This window comes from Sinorhizobium kostiense (assembly GCF_017874595.1).
In the GTDB taxonomy this organism is placed as follows: Bacteria; Pseudomonadota; Alphaproteobacteria; order Rhizobiales; family Rhizobiaceae; genus Sinorhizobium; species Sinorhizobium kostiense.
The window spans coordinates 41,299-64,228 of the sequence record NZ_JAGILA010000009.1 but is presented as its reverse complement, the minus strand read 5'-3'; the positions used below and the strand labels follow the sequence as shown (position 1 = coordinate 64,228).

The following is a 22,930-nucleotide window of genomic DNA, read 5'->3' as shown; positions in this document are numbered from 1 at the left end:
TTGCCGTTCAGTCGCTACTCGTTGAACCAAGCGAACATCGCTATTCGATAGGTGTCCATGAGATATGCCTGTGTGGCGGCCAGCAGCTCGAGGTGTTCGCTTTCCGCCCGGCGCGTCGAGTAACCCGGCTGGACGAGTGTGATCGTGAAGTCCGGTCGCAGCTGCCGCCACTTGTTGATCCAGGCCACCAGTGTCTGTTGACCTCCTAGTTCATATCGGCTCGCCTTTCCGGCCCTGAGGCGATCCGCCTCCCTGCGGTGGAGCCTTTTGAGCATGTCCCCGAGGTGTTCGGCCCAGCGGATGGATTTCTGCGCTTGGCCACAGATCTCGTAAAGGTCGCCCACGCGTGCTCCGGCGACAGGCTCGGAAGAATACTTGCAGTGGAACAGATGAACCTTGAGCCGACCATCCTCCAATCTCATCGCGACGACATCCGCGACCTCGCCGGCTCCGTCATCGTCAAAGACGATGTCCCAGCCACCTTCATCCAACAGTGACTTGATTACCCGTCGCTGGATTGAATCCGCGCGTTTGGTCGGCCCCTGGGATTCTTTCGTGATGTCGACGCCGGGCCAGCTGTCCGAAGCGATCCTGTCCAAATCGAACGGCAGCACGTCTTCCCGTTTGGGCACGATGAACAGGGAGGCACCCACCAGCATGTCACCGTCGGCGAGGTAGACGTGCGGTGGACTTTCGGCAAACAGGTCGACGAGCCGCCGTTCCCTTTTTCCGACCCTCAACGTCAGCTCGGCCCCTTCACGCTGGGTGTACTGGGCTATGCCTCGCTCGATGGTGAAGGTGTAGGAAGTTGTGAATGTGTCGCTGGTCACCCGGAATTTCACGCCACCATCGGAGGCGAAGCTTTCCAACTCGATGTCACACTCATGGAATGGCGCAACCTGCTCGCCAGCGATGATCGAAACCTTCTCCTCGTTCTCGAACAGCAAATCCTCGGGCCAATCCACGGCCAACGGCGTCTTGTGGCCGGTTAGCGTATCCAAGCCGACGGCCTTCACAAGGTTGCGCAGTATATGTTCGGTGGTGATACGCTCGTCGAGCAGCTTGGCGCCCAGCTGTTGGCACCAGCGCATCCATTCCGCGGGATTGTTCGTGGTCGACTGCGACCAGATCTTTCCCTTGATCGAACACCCCATGCTCGATCGTGCGCGGATCGACCCTTCTATCAGTCCATCCTCGTCGACCCTCTCTTCGTCCACGAAGCCCTGGCCGAACAGGTTGTTGAGCGTCTTGGTCCGATTTCCGGCGTAGGCATTTAGCTGGTCGGCGATATCGACACCCATGAACATCGAGTAGCGGACCGGCTTGCGCTGCGCCTCGCTCAGTCCGAGGTTACTCAACATCAGGCGGTCGAAGCCGCTGAGCACCCGGAAGATATTCTCGCCGCTCATCCGCTGGACATCCGGTCCGGCCAGGGCCCGCGCCAAGGGGAGGTGGAGGTCCTTCTTCCTGGACGTGTTGATAAAGAGGAGGTTCTGCTCCTCGTCCCAGTGAGCCATGACCAGGTTATACTGCACGTTCCTAGGAAATTTGATACTCGTCCACGGCAACGCTTCCTCGTCCCGAGTTACCAGTATCAGCAAACGCTCTTCCGGGTTGATGCTGGGACCGTCCGCTATGATCGCGTGTGGACCGATTGCGTTCTCAATGTCGGCAATATCCCACTCGGCACATGTCGTCCGATAGACAATAGTGCTCATCCGCGGCTGCAAATTCTCTACATGGAAGCTTTCCGGCGGAGCGAGAAGACCGGTTATGATGTCCTCGCGGCGCTTGGCGTCGAATGTCTTCTTGAAACCGACCACGTTAAGGAGGTGGTTCCAGTCGGCATCCTCGGCGTAAAGTGCTTTTAGCCTTTCGTTCACGTCGTCCATCGCGATGTTGGCGATCACCGTGGCATCGCCCAGGTCTGTGCGCGTGCGGGTAAACCGACCTACGAATTGCAGCGTGATAGCCTCGCTCTTGTGCTTGTCGTGCAAGGCCGCGATCTTGAGTTCGGGTAAGTCGAAACCCTCGCCAAGCATGTTGACGCAAACGATGATGGACGCCTGGCCGGAACGTAGCTTTTGCAGGGCCTCCCGGCGGGCTGCCACCCCCATCTTGCTGTGGGTGAGCTGCGGGTTGAACTCGGCACCAGCCCTGGCGACATACTTCGCATGCAATGCCTTGGCGTCTTCGATGGTCTCGACCCGCGCCATCGCCAGATGAGGCCGATTTTCCGCACGGTCCTGGCGTAGCTTCGCGAGAACCTGCCCAATGATGAGATCGTCGGCGTCGGCTCGGTCCAGTCCCATTACCGGAATATAGTTCACCGCCTTGAACAGGCCGTCGAGTTGCGCCTGGCGGAGCGGATAGCTGTAGATGTGCTTGCCGTCGACCCGCTTGCCGTCATTGCGATAGGGCGTGGCGGTGAACTGCAGGACCGGCCGCTGACCGAACCGCTGCTTGAAGGCGCGCCACGTCTTGGCAGCGATATGGTGGGCTTCGTCGACGAAAAGATGCGACGCCCAGTCCGACACTAACGCCTGCATGTCCTCTGATAGCTCGGCGACGACGCTCATGGTGGCGACGACCACGTGAGCACTACCCAACAGTTGGTTCATGCCCTCGAGCGTCTTGGGAGCGCGGGTCAAGGCAACCACGGTGGGCAGTAATGCCCCGTGAGCGAGGCACCCCGTCTCTTTTAACTTCCCCAAGCCTAGGAATTTATCGGCTACCTGCGAGCGCAACTGGTCGGTCGGCACGATCACGAAAAGGCGGGGGATGGTGGCCATCACCAATAGCGCGAGCATAGTTTCGGTCTTGCCGGTCCCCGTCGGCAGCACCACGGTGACGGCACTCTTGCTCACGCTCCAGTGCGCCAAGACCGCACGCACCGCGCCGACCTGGGGAATACGCATACCCGGGCGTACCAACCTAGTGCCGTCGTAGCGTTCGACACGGAGATCGAAGGCATCCTGCCAAGACGCAAGCGTACGATCGGTGTTGGAGACCTGCGACGGTGTCAGATCGTCTATGGTCGTCGGTTTGGGCAATATCCACTTGCCGCCTGTCGCGGCGGCCCTGATTGTCGATGCGTCATCGACCTTGAGCACCGCCTGTTGCCCTAGCAACGAGGTCGTTGTTCGATCCACGACTGCAAAAGGGAGGAATTCCGGGCTTGAGCAACGGAAACCTGTACCTTTCGGCAACAGCGACCACTTGATCTTCAACCGCTGCTCGGGATGGAAAAGCCGCCTTACGGTATTGCCTTCGACCTTGCCAGTAAGGCTCACCAGTGCAGGAAGCGTGATCTCCGCATCCTCGGCAAAAAGATCGTGCAACGCCGTGCCCCCCGATAGACGAACGGTACTTGTCCGTTGAACGTGCTATGAGCAGTCAATCCGACCACCATACGCACGAATACTTCAGTGAATTGCCTATTTGTCATCTGCCCGACATCACTCGTCAACCGGAGGCTGCAGCAAAGGGCCGCTTATCCCGAGCGAACATTTGCGATTTGGCATTGTGCCAATCCGGGACCAGCCGTGCACCCCGACAGGGGCCGCCACGCCGCGACCTTGGGAAATTAATAGCAGTTGTCCGATTTTCCACCGCGAGAGGTTCTGGCGGATGAAGTCGCCGCTCAGCGCCTTGGCTTGAAGATCGCGGTCCGCAGCTTGAGGCGCATGACGGCGCCGGCGCTCCGCTCCGGGACGTCGAATCAGGCAACGGCAGCTTTCAGAAAGTGATCGTGACGACTTGAACCACCGGAATGGCAGGCGCGAAGCCGTCGTTGAACGCGTTAATCGCAAATGTCCGCAATGGGCCCGACAGCGAACGAGCTTTTAAAAGGTCTTGAGGAACCTTCGACCTCCAATCGCAGCCTCTGGGTCCCCATCGGCTAATGCGGACAAGGGTCCTTCCTCCGGAATCTGATGAAGCAGACCGCTCATGAGCACGCGCAGTGGACAAGCCGCCTTAAACGTGAGGCCATGTCGCCTGCGCGCCCGACGTCAATGGTGGCCGTTTCAAGTCGATCATCGCTGCCGGTGATCACGTTAGTAGCCAGCACCCCGTCATCGCCCAGCAAATCTCCGTGGTGCGGATAGAGCAAAGTGAGATGACCACATCTATACAGCCGTCCGTATGCCATCATTTGATAGATGTCGGCTTGTGATATGCCTTGCTTGGGATCGTTGATCCGAGAAGTGATCCGCTTCCATTTGGTGTCGATCACCTGAACGACAGTATCGCCGCGTTTCAACAGAATATCTGGCTGAGTTTGGAAGAGACCGTGACGATCTTCGGTCTCGAGGCAGTAGAGCCGCCCGCCCTGGCTCACAACGCGAAGATCGTCGCTGGCCAGAGCGCGCTTCAACATCCGCGCGATGTACTCCTCGAACAGCGTGTTCATCTCGAACAGCAACGAGAAACCATCCTGTCCGCCCGTCGACGTGGTCTGAAAACGCTCGCCCAGCAGGAACCGTGCGAGATTGAGGAGTTCGCTCCAGCGCGCATTGGTCCGGTCAAGTACATCTGGTCCCATCTCAGCGCCGCAATCGGCACGTCGGCAATATCCGCATAGGCAAAGGCCAATTCGCGCAGGCGACGCTGGTTATCGCCGGTTCTTGCGATCCGTGCCAACCGACCGATGGCGGCTTTCATGATGCGATTGAGTGCTATGTCCGGCGTCAATGAGTCGTAACGGCACGCCAGCCGTGCGGGTTCGGCCGCCAGCGCTGAAAACTGTCGCGTTACATCAAGACGGCCCCGAAGAACATGCAACTCGTCCGCTTGTTCGACATAAAGCCGAGGCATTCCTTGGCGAATTGCGTCCACCAGCTTTTCGGAAAAGAGGCGGATGAGGATTTCGAGCAGCGTATCTCGCTGCCAGTCGAGCGCGGTGATCTGACCCGCGTCGATTTTCATATCGAGCGCCACGGCGAGCATGTGGACGAGGCGGCGGCGAATGCTTCCCTTCGCTTGCTCGCCCTGTTGGCCGGGAAAATCGATCTTCGGCAGAATCTCCAGCGCGCAGCCGTCGGCCGCGACCACGCCGACGACGCCTCGCGCGCGGAGGCTCTTGCGGCCATGCTCGATAACGCCTCCACCACCGCTCCCGGCGAGCGGCGACGCAGCAGCTACTGCGGCGATCCGGTCGGCGGCACGGACTGGAATGGCGCCCGGTCCGTCGCCATATGGCAATGCCTCCCACTCAATGATGGTGCGCCGGATCATTTTCCCATGAGCCGATCGTAGTTGAACCTCTCGCGAACGCTCCAACGGTAGCGAGGGGCAGCGTCCTCGTTGCCACCCATTCCGTCCGGTGCCCTGAGCGGCTGGCGGTCAATGAAGCCGACGTCTCGAAGCCCCTCGTCGCCGTTCCCATCCCCGAGCACCGTGGCGACCTTCGCCCAGTCCTCGTAGAAATATTCCGCAAGCAGCGGGATAACCTTATGGCGCATCACGGCGTCGACGTCCGCGCGATTTCGGCAGCCTATGAAATAGGCGTGGCCGATCTGATGCTCACGGTCGAAGAGGTACTCGATCCGCTCGTTGATGGTCGCCAGCATCGCGGCCAGATCGATGCCATCGACCGTCCCGAGCAAGGAAGCGTCCGGCATCAGTTCGCGAAATTCAAACCGGCGGCGAAGTGCGGTGTCAAGCAGCGCGATCGATCGGTCGGCAGTGTTCATAGTGCCGATGATGTGAAGATTGGCTGGCACGCCGAAGCGGGCACCGCTATAGGGCAGGATCAGCCGCATCCCCTCGTCCATGCCGAGCCGCTTGTCCGGCTCGATCAGGGTGATAAGTTCCCCGAAGACTTTCGAAATGTTGGCGCGGTTGATCTCGTCGATCACCAGGACATGTTCTTCCGCACTCGCCTCGGCGGCTTCCGCCATGCGGCGCAGGATGCCGGGTTCAGCCACCAGCGTGAAACCAACGCCATCGGCGAGCGGTTTGGGCCGTAACCCTTCGACAAAGTCCTCATAGGCGTAGTTCTGATGGAAGGTGACGAAGCCGATCTGCCCCTGCCCACGCAATTCCTCATATGCCTTTCGCATCTCCTGCCTTCGTGCGGGGTCGGTGAGCAGCGGGTCGCCGTCGGCAAGGCCATGACACAACCGAACCGCCTCGGCCATCGTGCGGTAGGTCTTGCCGGTGCCCGGCGGGCCATAGAGGATTAAGTTGAGCGGCGAACGCTTCACTGGGTCTGGCGCCGGTGCTTCCTCGGTGGGCAAACCACCCCAGTGGGAGAGGTTCTGAAGGAACCAACTGTAGTCCTGGGTTTCACCGTCGAAGGCGAACCGAATCAGGCGCTTCGCCATCTCGTTGTTCGGATAGACTTGCCAAATCGTCGGCTGGTAGGTGTAGTGGTACCATTCCCGAGGATTGTAGCCGCTTTCCCAAGCAACCGACACGCTCTTACCATCTCCCGCGTTGGCCGTAATAGTACCGATGCCTTTGATCTGCATAACGGAAACTGTCCGACCGCGGTTTTCGAACGGCAGCCCATTCCTGCGGACGTAGGTTGCCTTGATGGCGATCCGCTCGCCGGGCTGCATCCGTAATATCTGCTCACGCTGGCGATCACTGGGACTGCCGATGTCCCAGATACCTTCGGCCAGAAAACGCTCAGCCTGGTCATCACGGCCGCCATAGGAGGCGCCCACGAACCAATACGGACTACGCTGCAGAGCTTCCCGCTCCTCATGCGTGGAGGGAAGGGTGGCGGACTCTTGCGCAGGAGCGTCGTCCCCGTCAGTCCATTTGTCGTCAAGGGCGACCCAAACGAAACCCTGCACATCAAACAGATCGACGGGGTTCCAGTCGAACTCTGTGGCGAACAGCCCGAACAGCGCCCGCGTCAGCTGCAAATATTCGTCGAGATCAGTCGGCTGGAACTGGGGATGCGCGAAAAGCTTGCGACCGAACAATCGTTGGCCCATCGCTTCGATGCGACTGATCTTGAACCAAGTCGCTGTCTCCGGGTGGACGGTGCCCACGACGCTGACAGCAATTGCAAGAACTTCGCCGCGACGGAGGCCGTCGATACCGTCGATCTTCAACTGCTCCAGCGCCTTGGCACAGGTTGCGATGGTGGCGAGCGGATCGTCGTCGCTGCGCGCGAGTGTGGCGACCACCGTGTAGAAACGATCGCGCAGGTCCGTGTCTGCCTTCTGCACCTCATCGAGCGTGCGCCAGCTGAGCGGCAGACCTTGGCCTCCGACGCTGAGCAGCCTATAGATCTGCTCGCCGGCGCTGCGATCGTCGGCTGAGGATTCCGCAATGGTCCGAACCTTCTCGATCAGCTGATTTTTGTCACGGCGCTCTATCGTCCAATACTTGCCGTCCTGCCGATGGAAATCCTCGAAGTCGGCCATCCGGGTCAGGAAGGTTTTTCGCAGGGACTCAAACGCCGGCCAGTCGATGACGACAAACCCGAGCGCATCCAGCGTCGCCTTGCACTGGGCCTCATCAGGCAGCGCACTAGCCCCGTTTCGGCTCAGCGCGTCGCGGACGATCGCATTGCTGGGATAGCGCCTCCCGCGGTGCAGAAGCCAGAACTTGGCAGGGTCCCCCAACCCCTCGCGGCTGGCGACGAATGCCTCCATCGAACCTGCAGAATTGCAGCGATCGATGGCATCAAGAACGTCCTGCGGGGTGAGGTCATATGTCGATGCGGCCCGCGGTGCCGATCGGGCATCGAGGAAACGCTGATAGAAATTGAGCGCGGCGCGGTAGTGCGCGAGGTTGTCGTAAAGATCACCGTCTATCGCAAATTTGCAGGGACTCGGCCGTCCAGCGCGCTGATCGGCCTTAGAATATGCGAGGGATGCGCGGATGCTGGCGAGCGTTTGACCATCAGGAAGGTCATTGAGATTGCCGTAAGCCCTATCCAGGCGCCGCACGTCAGCCATTTGGGTATTGATGGTAGCCGTCGAATAGCCTTCGGCTTCCAACCAAGCCTTAAATTCAGCTTCCCTCACGTAAAACCCCCGCATATTGGACTATACATCACGCTGATGCTTGGAGGCTACCGCAAGTTGATTAAATCTTCGTAGGTTGATCCCCGAGCGCACAGGCATGGCAAAGCCCTCTGGCGTCTCGAGGAGTCGCTCAGGCGAGAGCGCATCTTCCTCCCGGCGGCCACGGGAGGAGGGCACCACACGACCACAGAGTCACCGCACATGCGTGCGGATTCAGCTTTCATTAATCACATCGGCTTAGCAGGCCACGCCCGGCACCAAACCGCCAAGGATCGCGTGAACTGCATATCGCCATGAGAAATCAGTCTACTTCGTCCCTTCATTTCCAGCGCAAGATCTCCGAATTCTGCAACGTCCGCATTGCTCCGGTCGCCTCGAAGCGGGCTCTCGAGAACATCCGGCCTTATCTCATCAGCCTGATCATCCACCGAAAAATGCCGCCCATGCGGAACGGGCGCATCGATTGGCAGGCGGTCGCCGACGCCTGCGGCATCGAAGACGAGATGACGGCGGAGTTAAAAAAGAACCTACGTTCTGGCCTTGAAGCCATCGTCCGGTGGCTGGGTAAGGAGCGACCGGCGGAGGATGACCGCCCCGCAGTTGAGCGGCCCACGACAAAGACGAAGACTGCGGCCGGTTCGGCCAAAACAATGGCGGCTCGGCCGACTTCCTCGGCAGCCACGGCCGCCATCGAACGAGAGCAGACACGAGCGAAACCGGGCGCTCAACCAAGGCCGATCGAGGAATTCCCGAAGCCGCTGTTCGATTGGACCGAGGAGCCTGAAGGATTTCAGCAGGCGCTCATCTATCACATGCGCCGGCACGGCGACACCTATTGGCATCTGCATCGCGCCATTGTCCGCGAAGAAGATGCGTTCGATCACAAGACGCTGCTGAGTTGGACGAAAGGCACCAAGGTGCCGCGGTCGATCGAAAGCCTCGACGTCCTCTCTCGCATCGAGCGACGGTACCGGCTGATGCGCGTTCACCGGGATCCGTTCGAGCCGATCATGTGCGTGCTCGAGGCGGACAGCCCGCTCGCCGAATATCGCAAGATCACCGACGAGATCCTAAAGCGCATGCCGGATGAGGATCGCTATCCGCGTGCCGCCGCCGAGTCAGTCCGGTCGTTCCTGATGTTGCGCCTGGGCCTGCATCTTGGACTTCGCCAGAAGAACCTGCGGCAAATGCTTGTCTGCCCGCGTGGGCATTTCCCGACTTCGGAGCGCCGGCTCGAGGACATGAAGCGGGGCGAGATCCGCTGGAGCGATCGCGACCGCGGCTGGGAGGTGCTGGTCCCGGCGAACGCCTTCAAGAACGCCAATTCATCCTTCTTCGGCTCAAAACCCTTCCGCCTAGTCCTGCCGGACCTCTTGGACCTTTACAAATACCTCAACGCCTACATCGAGCGGCATCGCGGTGTCCTGCTGGCCGGCGCCGACGATCCCGGCACTCTTTTCGTCAAGACGGTGAAGGCCAACAGCAGGGATGCGGCCTATAACCAGACGACCTTCTATGAAGCCTGGCGCCTGACGATCCAACGCTATGGCATCTACAACCCGTATACCGGCCGCGGCGCGATCAAGGGGTTGCTGCCGCATGGGCCACATAATGTCCGTGATGTGCTCGCCACCCATATCCTTAAGCAGACGGGCTCCTACGAGCAGGCGAGCTATGCCATCCAGGACACCGCCGAAATGGTCGCCAGTCACTATGGCCGCTTCTTGCCGCAGGACAAGGCCGCGCTTGCCGCCAAGATCCTGAATCAGGTGTGGGAGGCGGCATAGTCCCGGCGAATGTCCGAATGGGCGAGAGGAGCCGTGCCTCGGTGTGTCGTCCATTCTCTGCCCGGTTGGCCGAGGTTGTGCGGCGCGCTGGAGCCGCGGCACTAACTCTTTTGTGTAGCTTTTCCTCGCCGGGCTCGCGCGGTTACCATCTACGCGCGAAATGGCGGAGAGGGGCATGTACTATCGCCCGCAAAGGAGGTCGGTGCTGTTCACGGCACCTGGACTTGTTGTCGGTGCGCTCGCGGTCGGTGCTGCGGGCGGCATCAGCGTAAGCCCGGCTGAGATCCTGGCGCTCATCGAAAAGCCTCACCTGCTCGTCACCGTTCTGTTCGTCGGCGCCTTCGCCGGCATCATGGTTGAGCAGGCATTGAGCCGGATACGAAGGCAGGCATGGCGGGCAAGAAACCGCTCACGCTGGCAGGGAGGTCCTGGGACGAACATCGCTTCAGGGCCATGGGTTCCCACGAGTATTCCGGACTCGCCGAAACGGCCCGACGCCGCCGAACAGCTGCGGATTGTCATGGGCTCGAGCTTCACGATTCAGCCGCTGCTCAACAAGAGCGAGGCGCGCGTCTTCAAGGAGCTCGATCGCCTGGTGATCGGCTGCAACCCGACTTGGCAGGTGATGGCACAAGTCTCGTTGGGCGAAATCCTCCGCAGCAAAGATGCGAACGCGTTCAGTTGCATCAACGCCAAGCGAGTCGACCTCCTGCTGGTTGACGGTAACTGCCAGCCTCGGCACGCCATCGAGTATCAGGGCGGAGCGCATCATCAGGGCGCCGCGGCCGCGCGCGATGCCGTCAAGAAAGAGGCGCTCCGGCGGGCCGGAATCGGCTATTACGAGGTCGTAGCCGGGCAGACCACTCCCTCGGACCTAAAGCGATTGGTGGAAAAGTTGGTGGACAAGCCGGAACTCCCGAAATGCGGTTCGCGCTGACGATCTGGTTCCACTCCCCCTGGCTCTCCGTTGACGTGCTCCCAAGCGCCACCAACCGTCGGCTCGCCTCCATGGGGCTGACGTCCACGGATAGCCTGACCGCATCTGAATGGCTGGTTGTCGATGACAGATGATTTGACGGCAGTTCGGGAGAACCTGTTTCCAGCCAGTCACGGCGCCATCGGCGATTGGCTCACATTTCCCTGGCATCGTGACCGCGCCAACAGAATTCAGGCGCACAAGCCTCATTCATCGCAAGCCATCGCCATCGATGTATTCGGCACCATCAAGATGAGCATTGATCGCGATCGCGTCCTCAATGCTATTGCTCAGCATGTGGGCGTGGCACCCGGCGGTCCCTGGTCGATAACGCTCGAGTGGACCGATAAGGATCGGCTCTTGCGCGAACGCCGGCCGACGCAGGTCGATGCCCTTGCAGTCGGCTCGAACGCTGCGCTGGTGATCGAATGCAAGTTTACCGAGCCGGGTGGGAAATGCAGCCAAACCACCGGGTCACGCACCAGAAAACCCCAGTGCAATGGGAGCTATGTCGAGCAGGCAAATCCGTTTAGCGGTGTGCGTTCCCGGTGCACCCTTGCAGGCAAAGGGATTCGCTATTGGGATTACATTCCCAAGGTCCTTGCGATCGATCCGTCGGCAGATCATGCGCCCTGCCCTTTCGCCGGCGACGGTTATCAATGGGTGCGGAATGCTGTGCTGGCCGCTGCGCTAGGTGAGCATCGAAAGCTTCAAGCCGCCGCTATTGCTGCCTTTGCCGACCATCCGAGTTTCTCAACCGCACGCAAGGCAAAGCTCGGTCTGATCGATCCAAGGTATTGCAGTGGCAAAGCCGCTGTCAGGCCAGTTTCCTATCAGGAGATCATCGACATAGCGCGCCAAGCGGGCCTGGATCCAGAGCTTTGGAACGACCTTTCTGCTTGGATCGCCCTAAAAATCGCGAGGGCCTCATCATGCTCGTCTCACACCGTCATCACCCCTGGATCCTCTTAAATGGGTAATTGCTAAATGAGTCACAGTTGGTTTGACCATATTGCGAGCTCTGTCACCGTGCGCGATGTGATGCAGAAACCGCTCCTCTTCACAGTTGGCTCAGAGGTTGATCGTATCGCGCACACTGAGGCTCGGGAAATAATACAAGACCCCTTCCTTCGAGAAGTCGATGCGGCGCTTGTGCTGTACAATGATCAACTAACTAGGTGGCTGCTGAAAAAAGATTTCGGGCGCATCAAGTTGGAGCGCCAAGAAGGTCAGCTAATCTGCACGACATCCTTCGGTCGTCCGATCAGCGAAATAGCCCAACCGTTCGGAGCCGACCGCTTTATTGCTGCGAACACAACTGTGTTGAATGCCCTCTACGCATTCTCTGAAAGTGATGGACTAAACCCTCTCTTCGTGCTCGATGATGCCAAGGTCGCCGGCTCTCTCACCTATGAGCGACTAAAACAAAGTTTTCCATTTCGGACATGTTTGTTGGCCCTTGTTCTAGGACTGGAAGAACAAGCATTGAGAATGATGATGCTGGACCCAGTAGAGTCGATGGAACTTCTGCCCGAGCGGCGGAAGGAGAAACTATTGTCCATCGTGGAGGGGGATCATGAGTGCGCCATATACCTTGCGGAGATCAGGCCTGATACGGATGTCGAAGAATTGGAGCGTTTGCATTTCTCGAGCCGAGAAGTTGGTTGGTATTATTGTCTGAGTCCTGCGACGATCGAAGTATTTGATGGACCCTATGGCTCCGAGGAGGAAGCGCGCGTTCAGGCCCAGATTGCTAGCAACGACGTAGGCTATATGAGCTGGGTGGAGAGATTGAAGAGCGCACGGGCTCTGACATGGAGCCAATTCGCCGATAAGAAAGAATATATTGTGAGGAGAGCGAAGCAGGGCGACCTGGGATCACGGTGGGGCTCGAAGCGTTCCATAAAGATGATGAAATCTGCACAGAGTCTCCGGAACTATTGTGCGCACCCAGGCAGCGAAAGGGAGCCAGAGGTGCTGCACGCTCCTGGAAGGCTAACAGATTTCGTACGAGACGCTACAGAGCTGACACGGTGCATTTCAAGCCTTATTGATGAGCTTGAAGGCGTGGTCCGCAAACCTGAACTGTCTGTCGTCGCTCCGCGCCCCCTCTCCTGAACGCTCATCACATCGCTTGTGCCCTCGGATTAGGTAAGCCAATTTTTGAAGTTCAGCTATAGAACGACCGGCGCGGATGGCTCGACTTGCACGATACGAGCGCGTTCCAGCCAACGATCGTGTTCGCGCCTCCGCACCAACGTTCACTCGCTGGAAATCCACTACCCTGTATGGGCGAGTTGAAAGGGGCGTCGTCTATTAGGAACGAAACCGAGTTCCACTTGCGCTTAACAGCGGCTATCTTGCGTTGAATGGTTCGACCGGATCCCCAAGACCGCATGATATGCCGTACCGAAGTGCCTTCCCGCCACAAAACCGCTCGTCAAAATAGATCAATGCTGAAGATTCGATCTGGAGGAGCATGGCAACTTAAAATAAGCTGCAACCCTGCAACTCGTATGAGAGTTCTTACGTCGGCAGGCGGGAGGGGGCATGCCTGTTATAAAGCGCATTCTTGCCGAAATTGGCCGTGACACGGCCGATGGCCGTCCGCTTTATGCGGTGCCGCTAACAGAGGAAAGGCATGCCGAGCTCGGGCAAATGCTGCATGTTCGGCTGGCGACGGGCGAGATTCTCGACAGCACAGCTGCACGTTTTGTCCTTTGGGCTGCGGAGCATATTCGAGCTCGCTTTAAAGGCGGACCACTGACTTGGGAGTTTGTCTTCCGTGGCCTGGGTCGGCCCGGAGACCATAGCCTCGGAAAGGAACTTGTTGAGCGGGGTTTACGATGGTGGAAACGTCCGGTTCGCATCTCCGAGGCGGGCATCCACCTTTACCTTCACACGCTGATGGCCGAAGGCGGACTGCCGCAGGCCTTGCTGGTGCAACAGGGCCTGTATGGCCGGCTGATTAAAGGTCTGCTCGCAGATTTCGAGGCAGAGGGAGCGGATATTCCCGATGATCTTGCCTGTCGCATCGCGGCGCAGCGGGTCGCGGGCATGCCGCAAACTTTCCAGTCACAGGATATCGTTCGCTTGCTGGCGGACCTAGGTCTTGCGCTAGTCCGGCTGCGGGCGGAGCCACCCAAGGACATCCCAACGGAGATCATTGACCGCTGGTTGGACCGAAATCGACCGGATTGGGTGCGATCGTTGCCGCTAAGGCTTTCAAAAGAGGTTGCCGAAAACCTGATACGCCCAGCGCTTCGCGCTGAACGCCGGGCGGTTTCCTTGTCTGGTCCACCCGCCTGGCGTGCTTTGGTTCGGAACGAAGGCTCGGGAGAATGGCAGTCCGTAGTACGGTTGGGCGCCGATGGCGTGCTTTCAGCGCATTTGTTGCCGTCGACTGCTCATGGTCTATGGTTGCGCTTTCTGGCGACTGGTGATGTTGCCAACAGGACGAGCGCGATTGTGTATAGCGCTTCGCCAATCGAACGCGGCTGGGAACTACGACGTCTTGGTGGGGGGGCCACAGCTCTCACACTCGATTTGGAAAAGCCGCTTGTGCTCGCGGGATACGCGGATGGCCGCTTGATCGACGAGGTGGAGGTGGTTCCCGCCTTTCCATTGCCCGATGAAACGCCCAGTTTTTGGAAGGAAGAAGGAGAAACGGACCAAGATGGTCCGCCGTCCGTCTTACTGCCGGTCGCCGAGGGCGCAAAAACCCGGTCCCCGCGAATTTGGCTTCTGACCAATGCTGAAACAAGGCCCATCGTCGGCGATGGTGTTACCGCTGGGGAGCCCCAGGTCGGGCCTCACGGTCTGCTTTGGCCGTTGCAAGGGAGTGGAAATGTCTTCATCGGCGAGCAATGCTGGAGCATAGCAACGGGCTCGGATGTGGAATGCGCTGAAGCGCGCATGATGGCACATGGAAATGTGCTTGCCTCATGGCGTCTTGCCAGCGCTGGTGGACATGTGTTCCTGGGACAGCCGGCGCTGTTTGGACAGCGCGACAGCAGCTCTTTTCGGCAACTATCGGAAAAGGAAATTCGAAGACGTCCAGCGCGCACTCTTATGGCCGAAATCGCCGAGTGGGTAGAGCAGGGCATGGCGAGCGCGCGATTGCGCTATGTCGCGCTGCCGGCAAGAGCTCGCATAGCTCTCCGCGAAATCGGTGCGGGCGCTCTGGAATTGCTGGCGGACGGTCTCCCCGAAGGATTGGTGCTTACGCTTGAAGCGGGAGAGGAATCGCAGCGAATACGGCTGAGCGGCGGTCAAGCCCGCTTGGCTGTTTCCGTCGCGGGCGCACCGCCGGGTGTCGTGAGATTGCGGCTCAAGTCCCTGGTGGATCGGCGAGAAGTTGAACTCATTGCACCTTGGCCCGCGCGCGACGGAATGCTTCTGGGCCCCGACAACAGGCGCCTTGAACAGGACACGCCTCTCTCTGTAGAGGCGCTACGCGGATGGCGCGCCGTCATGCCGAAAGACCTCCGCGGTGAACTACAATTGCGGATGAAAGACCAGTGTGTCGCTATACGAATTGAGGGGGAAACCCCGCTTGCTGCGTATACGCCCCTTATCCGTTCCATGCTCGCGCATGCGGGTCCGGACTCGGAGGTCAGGCTCAATCTAGTTACTGGTGGGAAGGAAAGCCGTCGCCTCGACATCCGACGTTATCACCATCAATCGGAGATCACGTCTGAGGGAAAACTCCGACTTGGATTGAAACGTGATGGTGTGGCCGGAGAGGGCGTGTTTCGGCAGATTTCGACCCAAGCCATCGCCGCGCTTCACGCAATCGACCTCAACAATCCCGAAAGAGTTCTGCAGCAAGCTATTGAGGCCCAAGGAGAGATCGATCTTCGAGCACTGCTACCGGATGGCGAGACTCTGTGGCTTATCCAGCCTTCTCTGAATGGGCAGATTCAGCGAGCGGCGGTATGGTCGCCGACTCCAATACCATTTTCGACACGCGAACAGCGCATCGAAAAATATGCTGACACCTGGCGGATTCTTGCGGCAAGCAGAGATCGTGCGGAATGGAGGCGGCAATGGAAGCTAATCCATGCCGCAATCGGAGGCGGCGACGCGGGCATTCTGGATCAGGTACAAGCATTGGCGCGTGTGCCGCAAGCTGCCGTCCGGCTCATCTTGCGTGTTTCAAAGGCGGATCTCGCCCAAGCGCTCGCGCTCGATTTGGCAACACCAATATTCTGGCCAGTCTTCCCGATCTCGGCCTTTGCCGAGGCCTTGTCAGTCGAGCATTCCTGTCTTGTCGAGCAATATGTTGATGTGCTGGAAGACGAAAGTGAGGCCAAACAGGAAGCCGTCGTCGCCTTAGCGCGGAGAGTGGAAGACATACTTTCGTTGCACGCGGAGCTTGCCGGCCATCTCGGTGCGGCGCTCTCTCAAGCGGAATTGTTCCCCCAAATGCCCGTCGGGCTTTTGCAGAAGGTCGCGGTTCCTCCCTCCAAAGATAGGCTCGTTGCACTCACTCACGAGGCAGCGCGGAGACACGATTGGCTGCCGAGCGGCATAAAGGGGCTGACGCCAATATCTCGTCCAAGCGGCATGCCCTCCTTCAATGCGCATGTTCAGAAACTCGTCGAGGCACCGCTTGTTGCGGCCGAGATGGCGGCGGGCCTGCGAGGGGTTTCGAACGATCCAAGGACGATGCTAACGCTTATCAACCTGCGCCTTGTTGATCCGCACTATTTTGATGCTGCGCTTCCCGTCGCGCTAGCGCTTCTTCTCCAGAAAGTCGTTCCATGAATCGTTCTACACTTTCCGAAACCCTGGAGCATATGTGCGATCGATCGGCCGCGGCCGTCGTGGCACGGGGTCGCATAGCAAATCCAGCCTTGAACGCGACTCTGATGCGCCGCCTTGCCGCTCGGCCGGGCACGGAGGGATCGCTCATCAGTGCCCCGGTGTTCGAAGCGGCGCTTGTGTGGGAGCAAACGCCAGAGACATTGGGCGAGCTCTCGGGGAGACTTCTCCATCCACGCCTTGTCGATGCGCTGGACGGCGCGACGGCCGAACGCATGCCGCGCGACAGACGTCCTTATCGACATCAGCTTGAAGCTTGGCAGGCTGCGGGGCAAGGGCATTCGTGCCTTGTGACCTCCGGTACGGGCTCAGGCAAGACTGAATGTTTCATGATCCCGATGCTCGACAGCCTTCTGCGAGATCCGGCCAAGGGCCGCCTCTCAGGCGTCCGCGCCATAGTGATCTATCCGCTGAACGCCCTGATCGAATCTCAACGGGATCGGCTCAACGCCTGGACGGAAGGGCTGAAGGACCGCATCAGCTATGCTCTATACAACGGTCTGACACCGGAAAAGCCAAGGGATGTGAAGCAAGTCTTGGGCGGGGCCGAGCTGGGAGACCGGAGGAGCATCCGGGAGAATCCGCCATCGATCCTCATCACCAATGTGACCATGCTGGAATATCTGCTGCTCCGGGCCAAGGACCAGTCGATCCTAGATCGATCGCAACGCCTGTTGCGCTGGATCGTGCTCGATGAAGCCCATGGCTATATTGGCGCCCAGGCCGCAGAAATGGCGCTGCTATTGCGCCGCGTCCGGACGGCATTTGGCGTGGGGCCGGAGCAGGTTCAGATCATCGCAACCTCCGCGACTATTAGCGAGGGGGCCAAGGAGGAGACAGAGGCCAAATTGAAACGGTTCGTCGCCGACCTCGCGGGTACAGGCGACGAAAAGGTCCGTGTTATCGAAGGGAGTGAAGCAGACCCAGCCCTGCCCCCGACCACCGCCGATCTACCCCTTTATCCTGCGGAACTGGAGACTGTCTCCCCGCTAGAACTCTGGGATCGTCTGGCATCTCATCCCCGCATCCGCCGCCTTCGGCACAAGATGGAGTCGCAGGGGCTACGCCTTCCCGAGATCAGCACGATCCTGTTCGGCACACCGAACAATGCTCACGACGCGCAAGCTGTTCTCGATGCCGCAGCACGGGCAAGAGACCCGAAAACGAGTAGGTTGCTGCTTCCCTGGCGCGCGCATCTATTCCACCGTGCGCAGGGCGGCCTCTGGGCTTGCGTTGATCCATCCTGTCCATGTCGCGATCCGGAACTCGCCGCACCAGAAGCCGGCTGGGGGTTCGGCGCCGTGTGGCTAGCGCAACGCGATCATTGCCACTGTGGCGCACCCGTTTTTGAACTCCTTGCATGTGCAGAATGCGGCACGCCCCACCTCGTTGCCGGACGAGAATCGGGGGTAAAAGCCCGCCTCGTTCCGCTGCGCGGGGCTCAAGGCGATGAGTATGCCATCGACGAAGAACCTGATCCGGACGTGGAAGCAACAGCATCAGTCAGTGACACGGTTTGGCTGCGCCCTGCTCGCAAAACTACCTCCGACCGCCATTTGTGTGTCGAATCCGGCGCGCTCTACGACAACGGGGCGCCAGCCGACGTTCGCTGCATCGCGCTCGATGTTATTGAGTTTGAGAAATCCCGCAACTGCTGCTCAGGCGCTGATCGGACAGCGCTCCGGCCTCAACGCTACGGCGCGCCATTTTTCATGGGCAACGCCCTCCCCGACGTTTTGGAACGGCTTTCGCAGCCCCTCGGCAAGCCGGGCGTTCCTATGGGCGGACGGCGAGCGATCACTTTCTCTGACAGCCGTCAGGGCGTGGCTCGTTTGGCGGCGAAACTCCAGCAGGATGCGGAGCGCACCCTGACGCGCTCCTTCCTGTATCACATTGTGCAGGAAGGACAGGGATTATCGGGCGAGGAACGAGCTAAACTCGAGAAACGACTCCGACTGTACCAATCTGAGCCAGAAGATTTTGCCGACGACATCGCCGCGATTGAAAGGCAACTTGCCGGTACCGCAAATCCGGTCAGCTGGAATATTCTCGTCAGCCGCTTTGCAGATCAATCCGAACTCCGGGAATTCTGCACTAAGGTTTGGGAGGAGCGCGCCTGGGGCGGTAACGATATGGCCAAGCACCCGGAAAAACTGGCGGAAATGCTTTTATATCGTGAGCTTTTCCGTCGGCCGCGCGTGCAAAACAATGCCGAGACGATGGGGTTGGTCCGCTTTATGTTTCCGGCAATGGACGCGCGCGCGTTCCAGAGCGTGCCTCGGGTTCTGCAAGAGGCGGGCATCGAACCGGAAGGTTGGGTTGGTTTGGCGCAAGCTGCAATTGATTTCATTTTCCGCGACAATTTTGCGGTCGATATACAGAACGACAACATAGCGCGCTGGATTAATCCTAGGCGCCCGGGTCGGCGCTCCGTCTTTAGCGCCGGCACCTCTCGCGACAACGTGACAGAGAAGAATGCGATATTCTGGCCCGGATCAACACCTTACCAGGGAAAGCCCTCGCGGTTTCAGCGGCTGATATACCGTCTCATTGAAGGAAATCCGGACGATCTCGTGGACCAAGATCGCGCGCGGGAGGTCTTGGACGCGCTTTGGACATTGATTACCACAACGGCCGCTCGTGACTCCGGCCGCGGGGCTTGGCGGTTGGATTTCTCGAAGGCGGCGGTCGTCCGAGTCGATCGAGGCTGGCTCTGCCCAATCACAAGGCGCATTTTCGGCTATACTACGGGCGGCCCTTCTCCTTTCGGCCCGGCCGACGAACGCCGTCTTGCCCCAGTCGATCTCCCGCGTCTTCCTGTCGCAAATGCGGGTGGTCTGGGGCGAGAGGAGCGGGAGGAAGTGGCACGGTGGTGCCGAGAAAATGCTGGTGTCAGCGACCTGAGGGCCTGGGGCCTCTGGACGGACCTCCATGACCGCATCGCCATTTATCCGCCCTTCCTCCGCGCACAAGAACATTCGGCACAGATCGAACGCCCAGTGCTACAGCGCTACGAGGAGCGCTTTAAGGAGGGGCAGATCAATCTGCTAAACTGCTCCACCACCATGGAGATGGGCGTTGACATTCCCAATGTTGCGCTTGTGGCGAACTCGAACGTCCCTCCCTCCATCTCCAATTACCGCCAGCGTGTCGGTCGGGCCGGCCGACGCGGCGAACCGTGGGCGTTTGGCCTGACCTTCTGCCGTGATCTGCCGTTGGATCAGGTTGTGTTTCAGGACCCGCTGAAGTTTCTGACGGCCCCTATCGCCGCGCCGGCAGTGCGGCTGGACAGCGCGCCCATCGTCACGCGACATGTCCACGCTGCCCTGCTCGGATCTTTTCTGCGATCCCAGCAGGGGCTCGACATTAGGACTTCCATCGGGGCCTTTTTCGGGGCGACCGAAGAAGTGGAGGCGCCCGTTGCTCCACAGAACAACGCAGACAGTTTCCACGTTGTTCTTGGTAACGCGGAGTTCATTGAGAAACAGACAGAGCAACTCGCGCGCCTCGTGCGGGGGACCATTCTGGAGAGCCGCGACAGCGCTTACCTGTGCGCTGAGACGCAAGAAAGCTTTGAGCACCTGCTTTTCCGGTGGCGGAATGAATATGAAACGCTCTTGGAGCGCGCCGGTCTCGCCACGGAAGAGGATGTTCGGAAGGCGTTCGCGTATCGCGCTCGGCGCATGCATGGGGAGTTTCTGCTCTCTGAACTTGCCCGTCGAGGATTTACCCCGTCATACGGCTTTCCGGTGGATGTGGTCAGCTTCGATCACATTTCCAGCCATCGCCGCGAAGACACTCAGGAGAAGATCGCTTATGGCGAATACCAGGGCGGCGCTTCCCGCACTTTGGACGTCGCGATTCGCGAGTATGCGCCGGGTGCGGAAATTGTCATCGACGGGCTGGTGCACCAAAGCGAAGGCCTGCGACCTGCCTGGTCGGCTATAGCTGATGCATCCGGCCTCGAGGATTTGCAGGTCATGTGGAACTGCCCAGCATGCGATGCGTTCGGCATGCTTCGCGCTTTGCAAGACATCCCCGACGCTTGCCCCCAGTGTGGTTCGGCACAGCTTGAGAGTTTCAATACGCTTAGGCCAACCGGCTTCATGGGGCGCTGTGCACCACATACCGGGTACGAGAGTCTGGGGCATGTTCCTTATGAAATGCAGCGGCTCGCCGCTCGATCCCCATGGCAAGCCTTGCCCGATAAGGGTGTGGGTCGCATGCGATGGGATCGCGAGGGACAAGTCGTCACGCGCAGCTCCGGCGTTCACGGCTTTGGTTATGCCCTCTGCCTATGTTGTGGTCGCGCCGAGGCCGAGATAGATGAGCTGCGCAGTCCTGACGTGCTTAGGGATCACAAACCTCTTGCGCCGATCGGCCAGGAGCAGATGGTCCGGGGTGCGTGCCCGGGGGGCCTCACACAGCGCGCACGTATCCAGCGAAACCTCGTTTTCGTCCACGACACCCGCACGGACGTCTTCGAACTGCAATTACCCTCCGGGACGAAAAGAGCACAGGGACTTGCACTGGCTGCAGGTCTCAGGGAAGCGTTGGCCGAAATAGTTGGGGCTGAGGCACGTGAGATAGGAATCGCCATCGGCCGCAGCCGCGATGAAGCGAACGCCAGGGCACTTTCCGCGTTTCTGTTCGACAAGGCGGCCGGGGGAGCCGGTCTCGTCACCCGTCTCGCCGAGTTTGACCAATTCAAAATTTGCCTTGAGCGCGCGATTGGTTGGCTTGATTGCCGCGAGTCGTGCGAGAACGGCTGCCCGGCATGTATCCTGCGACCCGATATGAATTTGGGAGAGGAGGTTCCAGATCGTCCTGGCGCGCTCGAACTGGCACAAATGATCGTGGCACGACTCAAGCTGCCCACTGAACTTCTCGTCTTCGGTGAAACGACTCGAATCGTCGGTCAGCCGCTCGTCGAGTGGCTTGAACGTCAAAGGCTCTCTGGAAAATTGCAGGAACTGACTGTCTTCCTGCATGGTACTCCGAGAGATTGGGAACTCGTGGCTTGGCCTCTCGCCGATACGTTGACTAGGCTTCATGAGAGTCAGGTGCAAGCGGCCCTTGTCATTGCAACAAGGGAGGTGATCGGCAGAGAGTTGGAATTTACCCAGAAGCTTGATCTTCACCGGCTAAGTGGGCGCGCGCGCCTTTTGACGATGGCCAGTTTGCCACAGATGGTAAACAAGCCTCTGGTCGCCTGTGTCACAGTCGGTCAAGAAACAGTAGGTATTGCGGCCGCCGATCCCGCTGACGCGATCCCCGGGCTTCAATGGGGACTAGGGCGGGCAGAACCATTGGTTCTCGGTGAGACATCCGCGCCAGCTGACTTGCAGTCGATTGCGACCGATCGATTGCTCGAGTTGTCTTCCGGCAATGCGCGCCTGATCCGGCTGCGCGATGAAGTTGATGGTCCTTCAACGGGCTTCGGAGCAAGGTTCTGGCAGGCGTTGGAAAAAACTGCACCGTTGTCGATCACAGCGCTGCGTCAGAATGGCGTTGCCCAGGTTTGCTATCAAGACCGCTATTTGCTGACGCCCCTCAACTTCAAGCTGCTCTACGAAGTCATCAACTCGATTCCAGGCCGGGGCGCTACGACTCAAACCGAGATCGTAACCGCTCAGCTCGATAGAGCGGAGAGAGCAGGGTATTACGCATTTCATCCCTATGTCGACGATGCGGAGAGGCAGGCCATTCTGAAGAAACTGCTTCCGCGCGCAAGTGTTTCCATCTTAGCAAAGCGCGACCAATCGCATGCACGTAGCCTTGAAATGACACTTCTCGATGGTCGCCGCCTGCTTGTGCTGCTCGATCAAGGCTTCGGCGCTTGGCGGGCAAACGCCTCAGCGCGTCATGACTTCCGTGCTAACCCAGATACACAAGCCGAGGTCATTAAGAGAGGAAACTATCTTGTCTCGATGGGAGAAAAGGAGGGGATGCCCATAGTCATTGAGCTCCGGTGATTTAAGCCTCCGCATCCGTCTTAGCGACATCGATGCCCGCTGACGTTCCAGGCCCAGCTTATTGGTTCGACTGTTGCAGTCTGGGAAGCTACTGTTGCAGTCTGGGAAGCTTAAGAAGGTCGATGCACTGCTTTCTTGCGGAAATGAACTCCAACAGACGAAAGGTTGGATACTTCCGAACAACGAATGAGGGCGCCACCTTTAAATCATCAACGGTAATGTCTTGTCGCTTCAACTCCGGCTTACTGATCGCTCCGGAGAAGGAGCGGTCCCCGCGCATGATCCTGAAGCGCATTTCGACCGTCAGACCGCGGTCTGACAGCGAGACAAGCTTATAGAGATCAAGCTGTTCACCCTGCTTGTTTCGGAATGTCG

The 22,930-nt window shown here is 59.2% G+C and carries 8 protein-coding genes and 2 pseudogenes; 6 read left to right on the top strand and 4 right to left on the bottom strand.

From position 1 onward, the window contains the following. Positions 1 to 14 precede the first annotated feature (14 nt). The 4 genes and pseudogenes from J2Z31_RS25440 to J2Z31_RS29465 all read right to left on the bottom strand — a co-directional run bounded on the left by J2Z31_RS25440 (position 15) and on the right by J2Z31_RS29465 (position 7,991). The gene (locus tag J2Z31_RS25440) at positions 15 to 3,341 is read right to left on the bottom strand and encodes a DEAD/DEAH box helicase (RefSeq protein ID WP_209605942.1); all 3,327 of its coding nucleotides are present in this window, start codon (positions 3,339 to 3,341) and stop codon (positions 15 to 17) included. A gap of 608 nt (positions 3,342 to 3,949) precedes the next feature. Then, positions 3,950 to 4,546: an McrC family protein gene (locus tag J2Z31_RS29670; protein ID WP_268828535.1), complete on the bottom strand. Its 597-nt coding sequence runs from the start codon at positions 4,544 to 4,546 to the stop codon at positions 3,950 to 3,952. Between the two features lie 68 nt (positions 4,547 to 4,614). Next, positions 4,615 to 5,238, bottom strand: a pseudogene (locus J2Z31_RS29665) (5-methylcytosine restriction system specificity protein McrC); the annotation flags it as partial. After that, entirely contained in the window at positions 5,235 to 7,991 is a 2,757-nt protein-coding gene (locus J2Z31_RS29465; RefSeq protein WP_328243644.1) for an McrB family protein, read from the bottom strand. The gene J2Z31_RS29465 and the pseudogene J2Z31_RS29665, both read right to left, overlap by 4 nt. A gap of 971 nt (positions 7,992 to 8,962) precedes the next feature. Here J2Z31_RS29465 and J2Z31_RS30035 point away from each other — a divergent pair. The 6 genes and pseudogenes from J2Z31_RS30035 to J2Z31_RS25400 all read left to right on the top strand — a co-directional run. Beyond that, positions 8,963 to 9,778: pseudogene (locus tag J2Z31_RS30035) on the top strand (hypothetical protein); the annotation flags it as partial. 175 nt (positions 9,779 to 9,953) lie between these two features. Then, positions 9,954 to 10,715 (top strand): DUF2726 domain-containing protein, encoded by a 762-nt coding sequence (locus tag J2Z31_RS25420; RefSeq protein WP_209605938.1) that lies wholly within the window; start codon positions 9,954 to 9,956, stop codon positions 10,713 to 10,715. 123 nt (positions 10,716 to 10,838) lie between these two features. Next, complete coding sequence (locus J2Z31_RS25415) at positions 10,839 to 11,726, top strand: PGN_0703 family putative restriction endonuclease (protein ID WP_209605936.1); 888 nt, start codon at positions 10,839 to 10,841, stop codon at positions 11,724 to 11,726. Between the two features lie 15 nt (positions 11,727 to 11,741). Beyond that, positions 11,742 to 12,872: a hypothetical protein gene (locus J2Z31_RS25410; RefSeq protein WP_209605934.1), complete on the top strand. Its 1,131-nt coding sequence runs from the start codon at positions 11,742 to 11,744 to the stop codon at positions 12,870 to 12,872. Between the two features lie 432 nt (positions 12,873 to 13,304). Beyond that, the gene (locus tag J2Z31_RS25405) at positions 13,305 to 16,523 is read left to right on the top strand and encodes an STY4851/ECs_5259 family protein (protein ID WP_209605932.1); all 3,219 of its coding nucleotides are present in this window, start codon (positions 13,305 to 13,307) and stop codon (positions 16,521 to 16,523) included. After that, on the top strand, positions 16,520 to 22,555 hold the full coding sequence (locus J2Z31_RS25400; RefSeq protein ID WP_328243643.1) for a DEAD/DEAH box helicase: 6,036 nt from the start codon (positions 16,520 to 16,522) through the stop codon (positions 22,553 to 22,555). The genes J2Z31_RS25405 and J2Z31_RS25400 overlap by 4 nt, the downstream gene beginning before the upstream one ends. Positions 22,556 to 22,930: the final 375 nt, after the last annotated feature.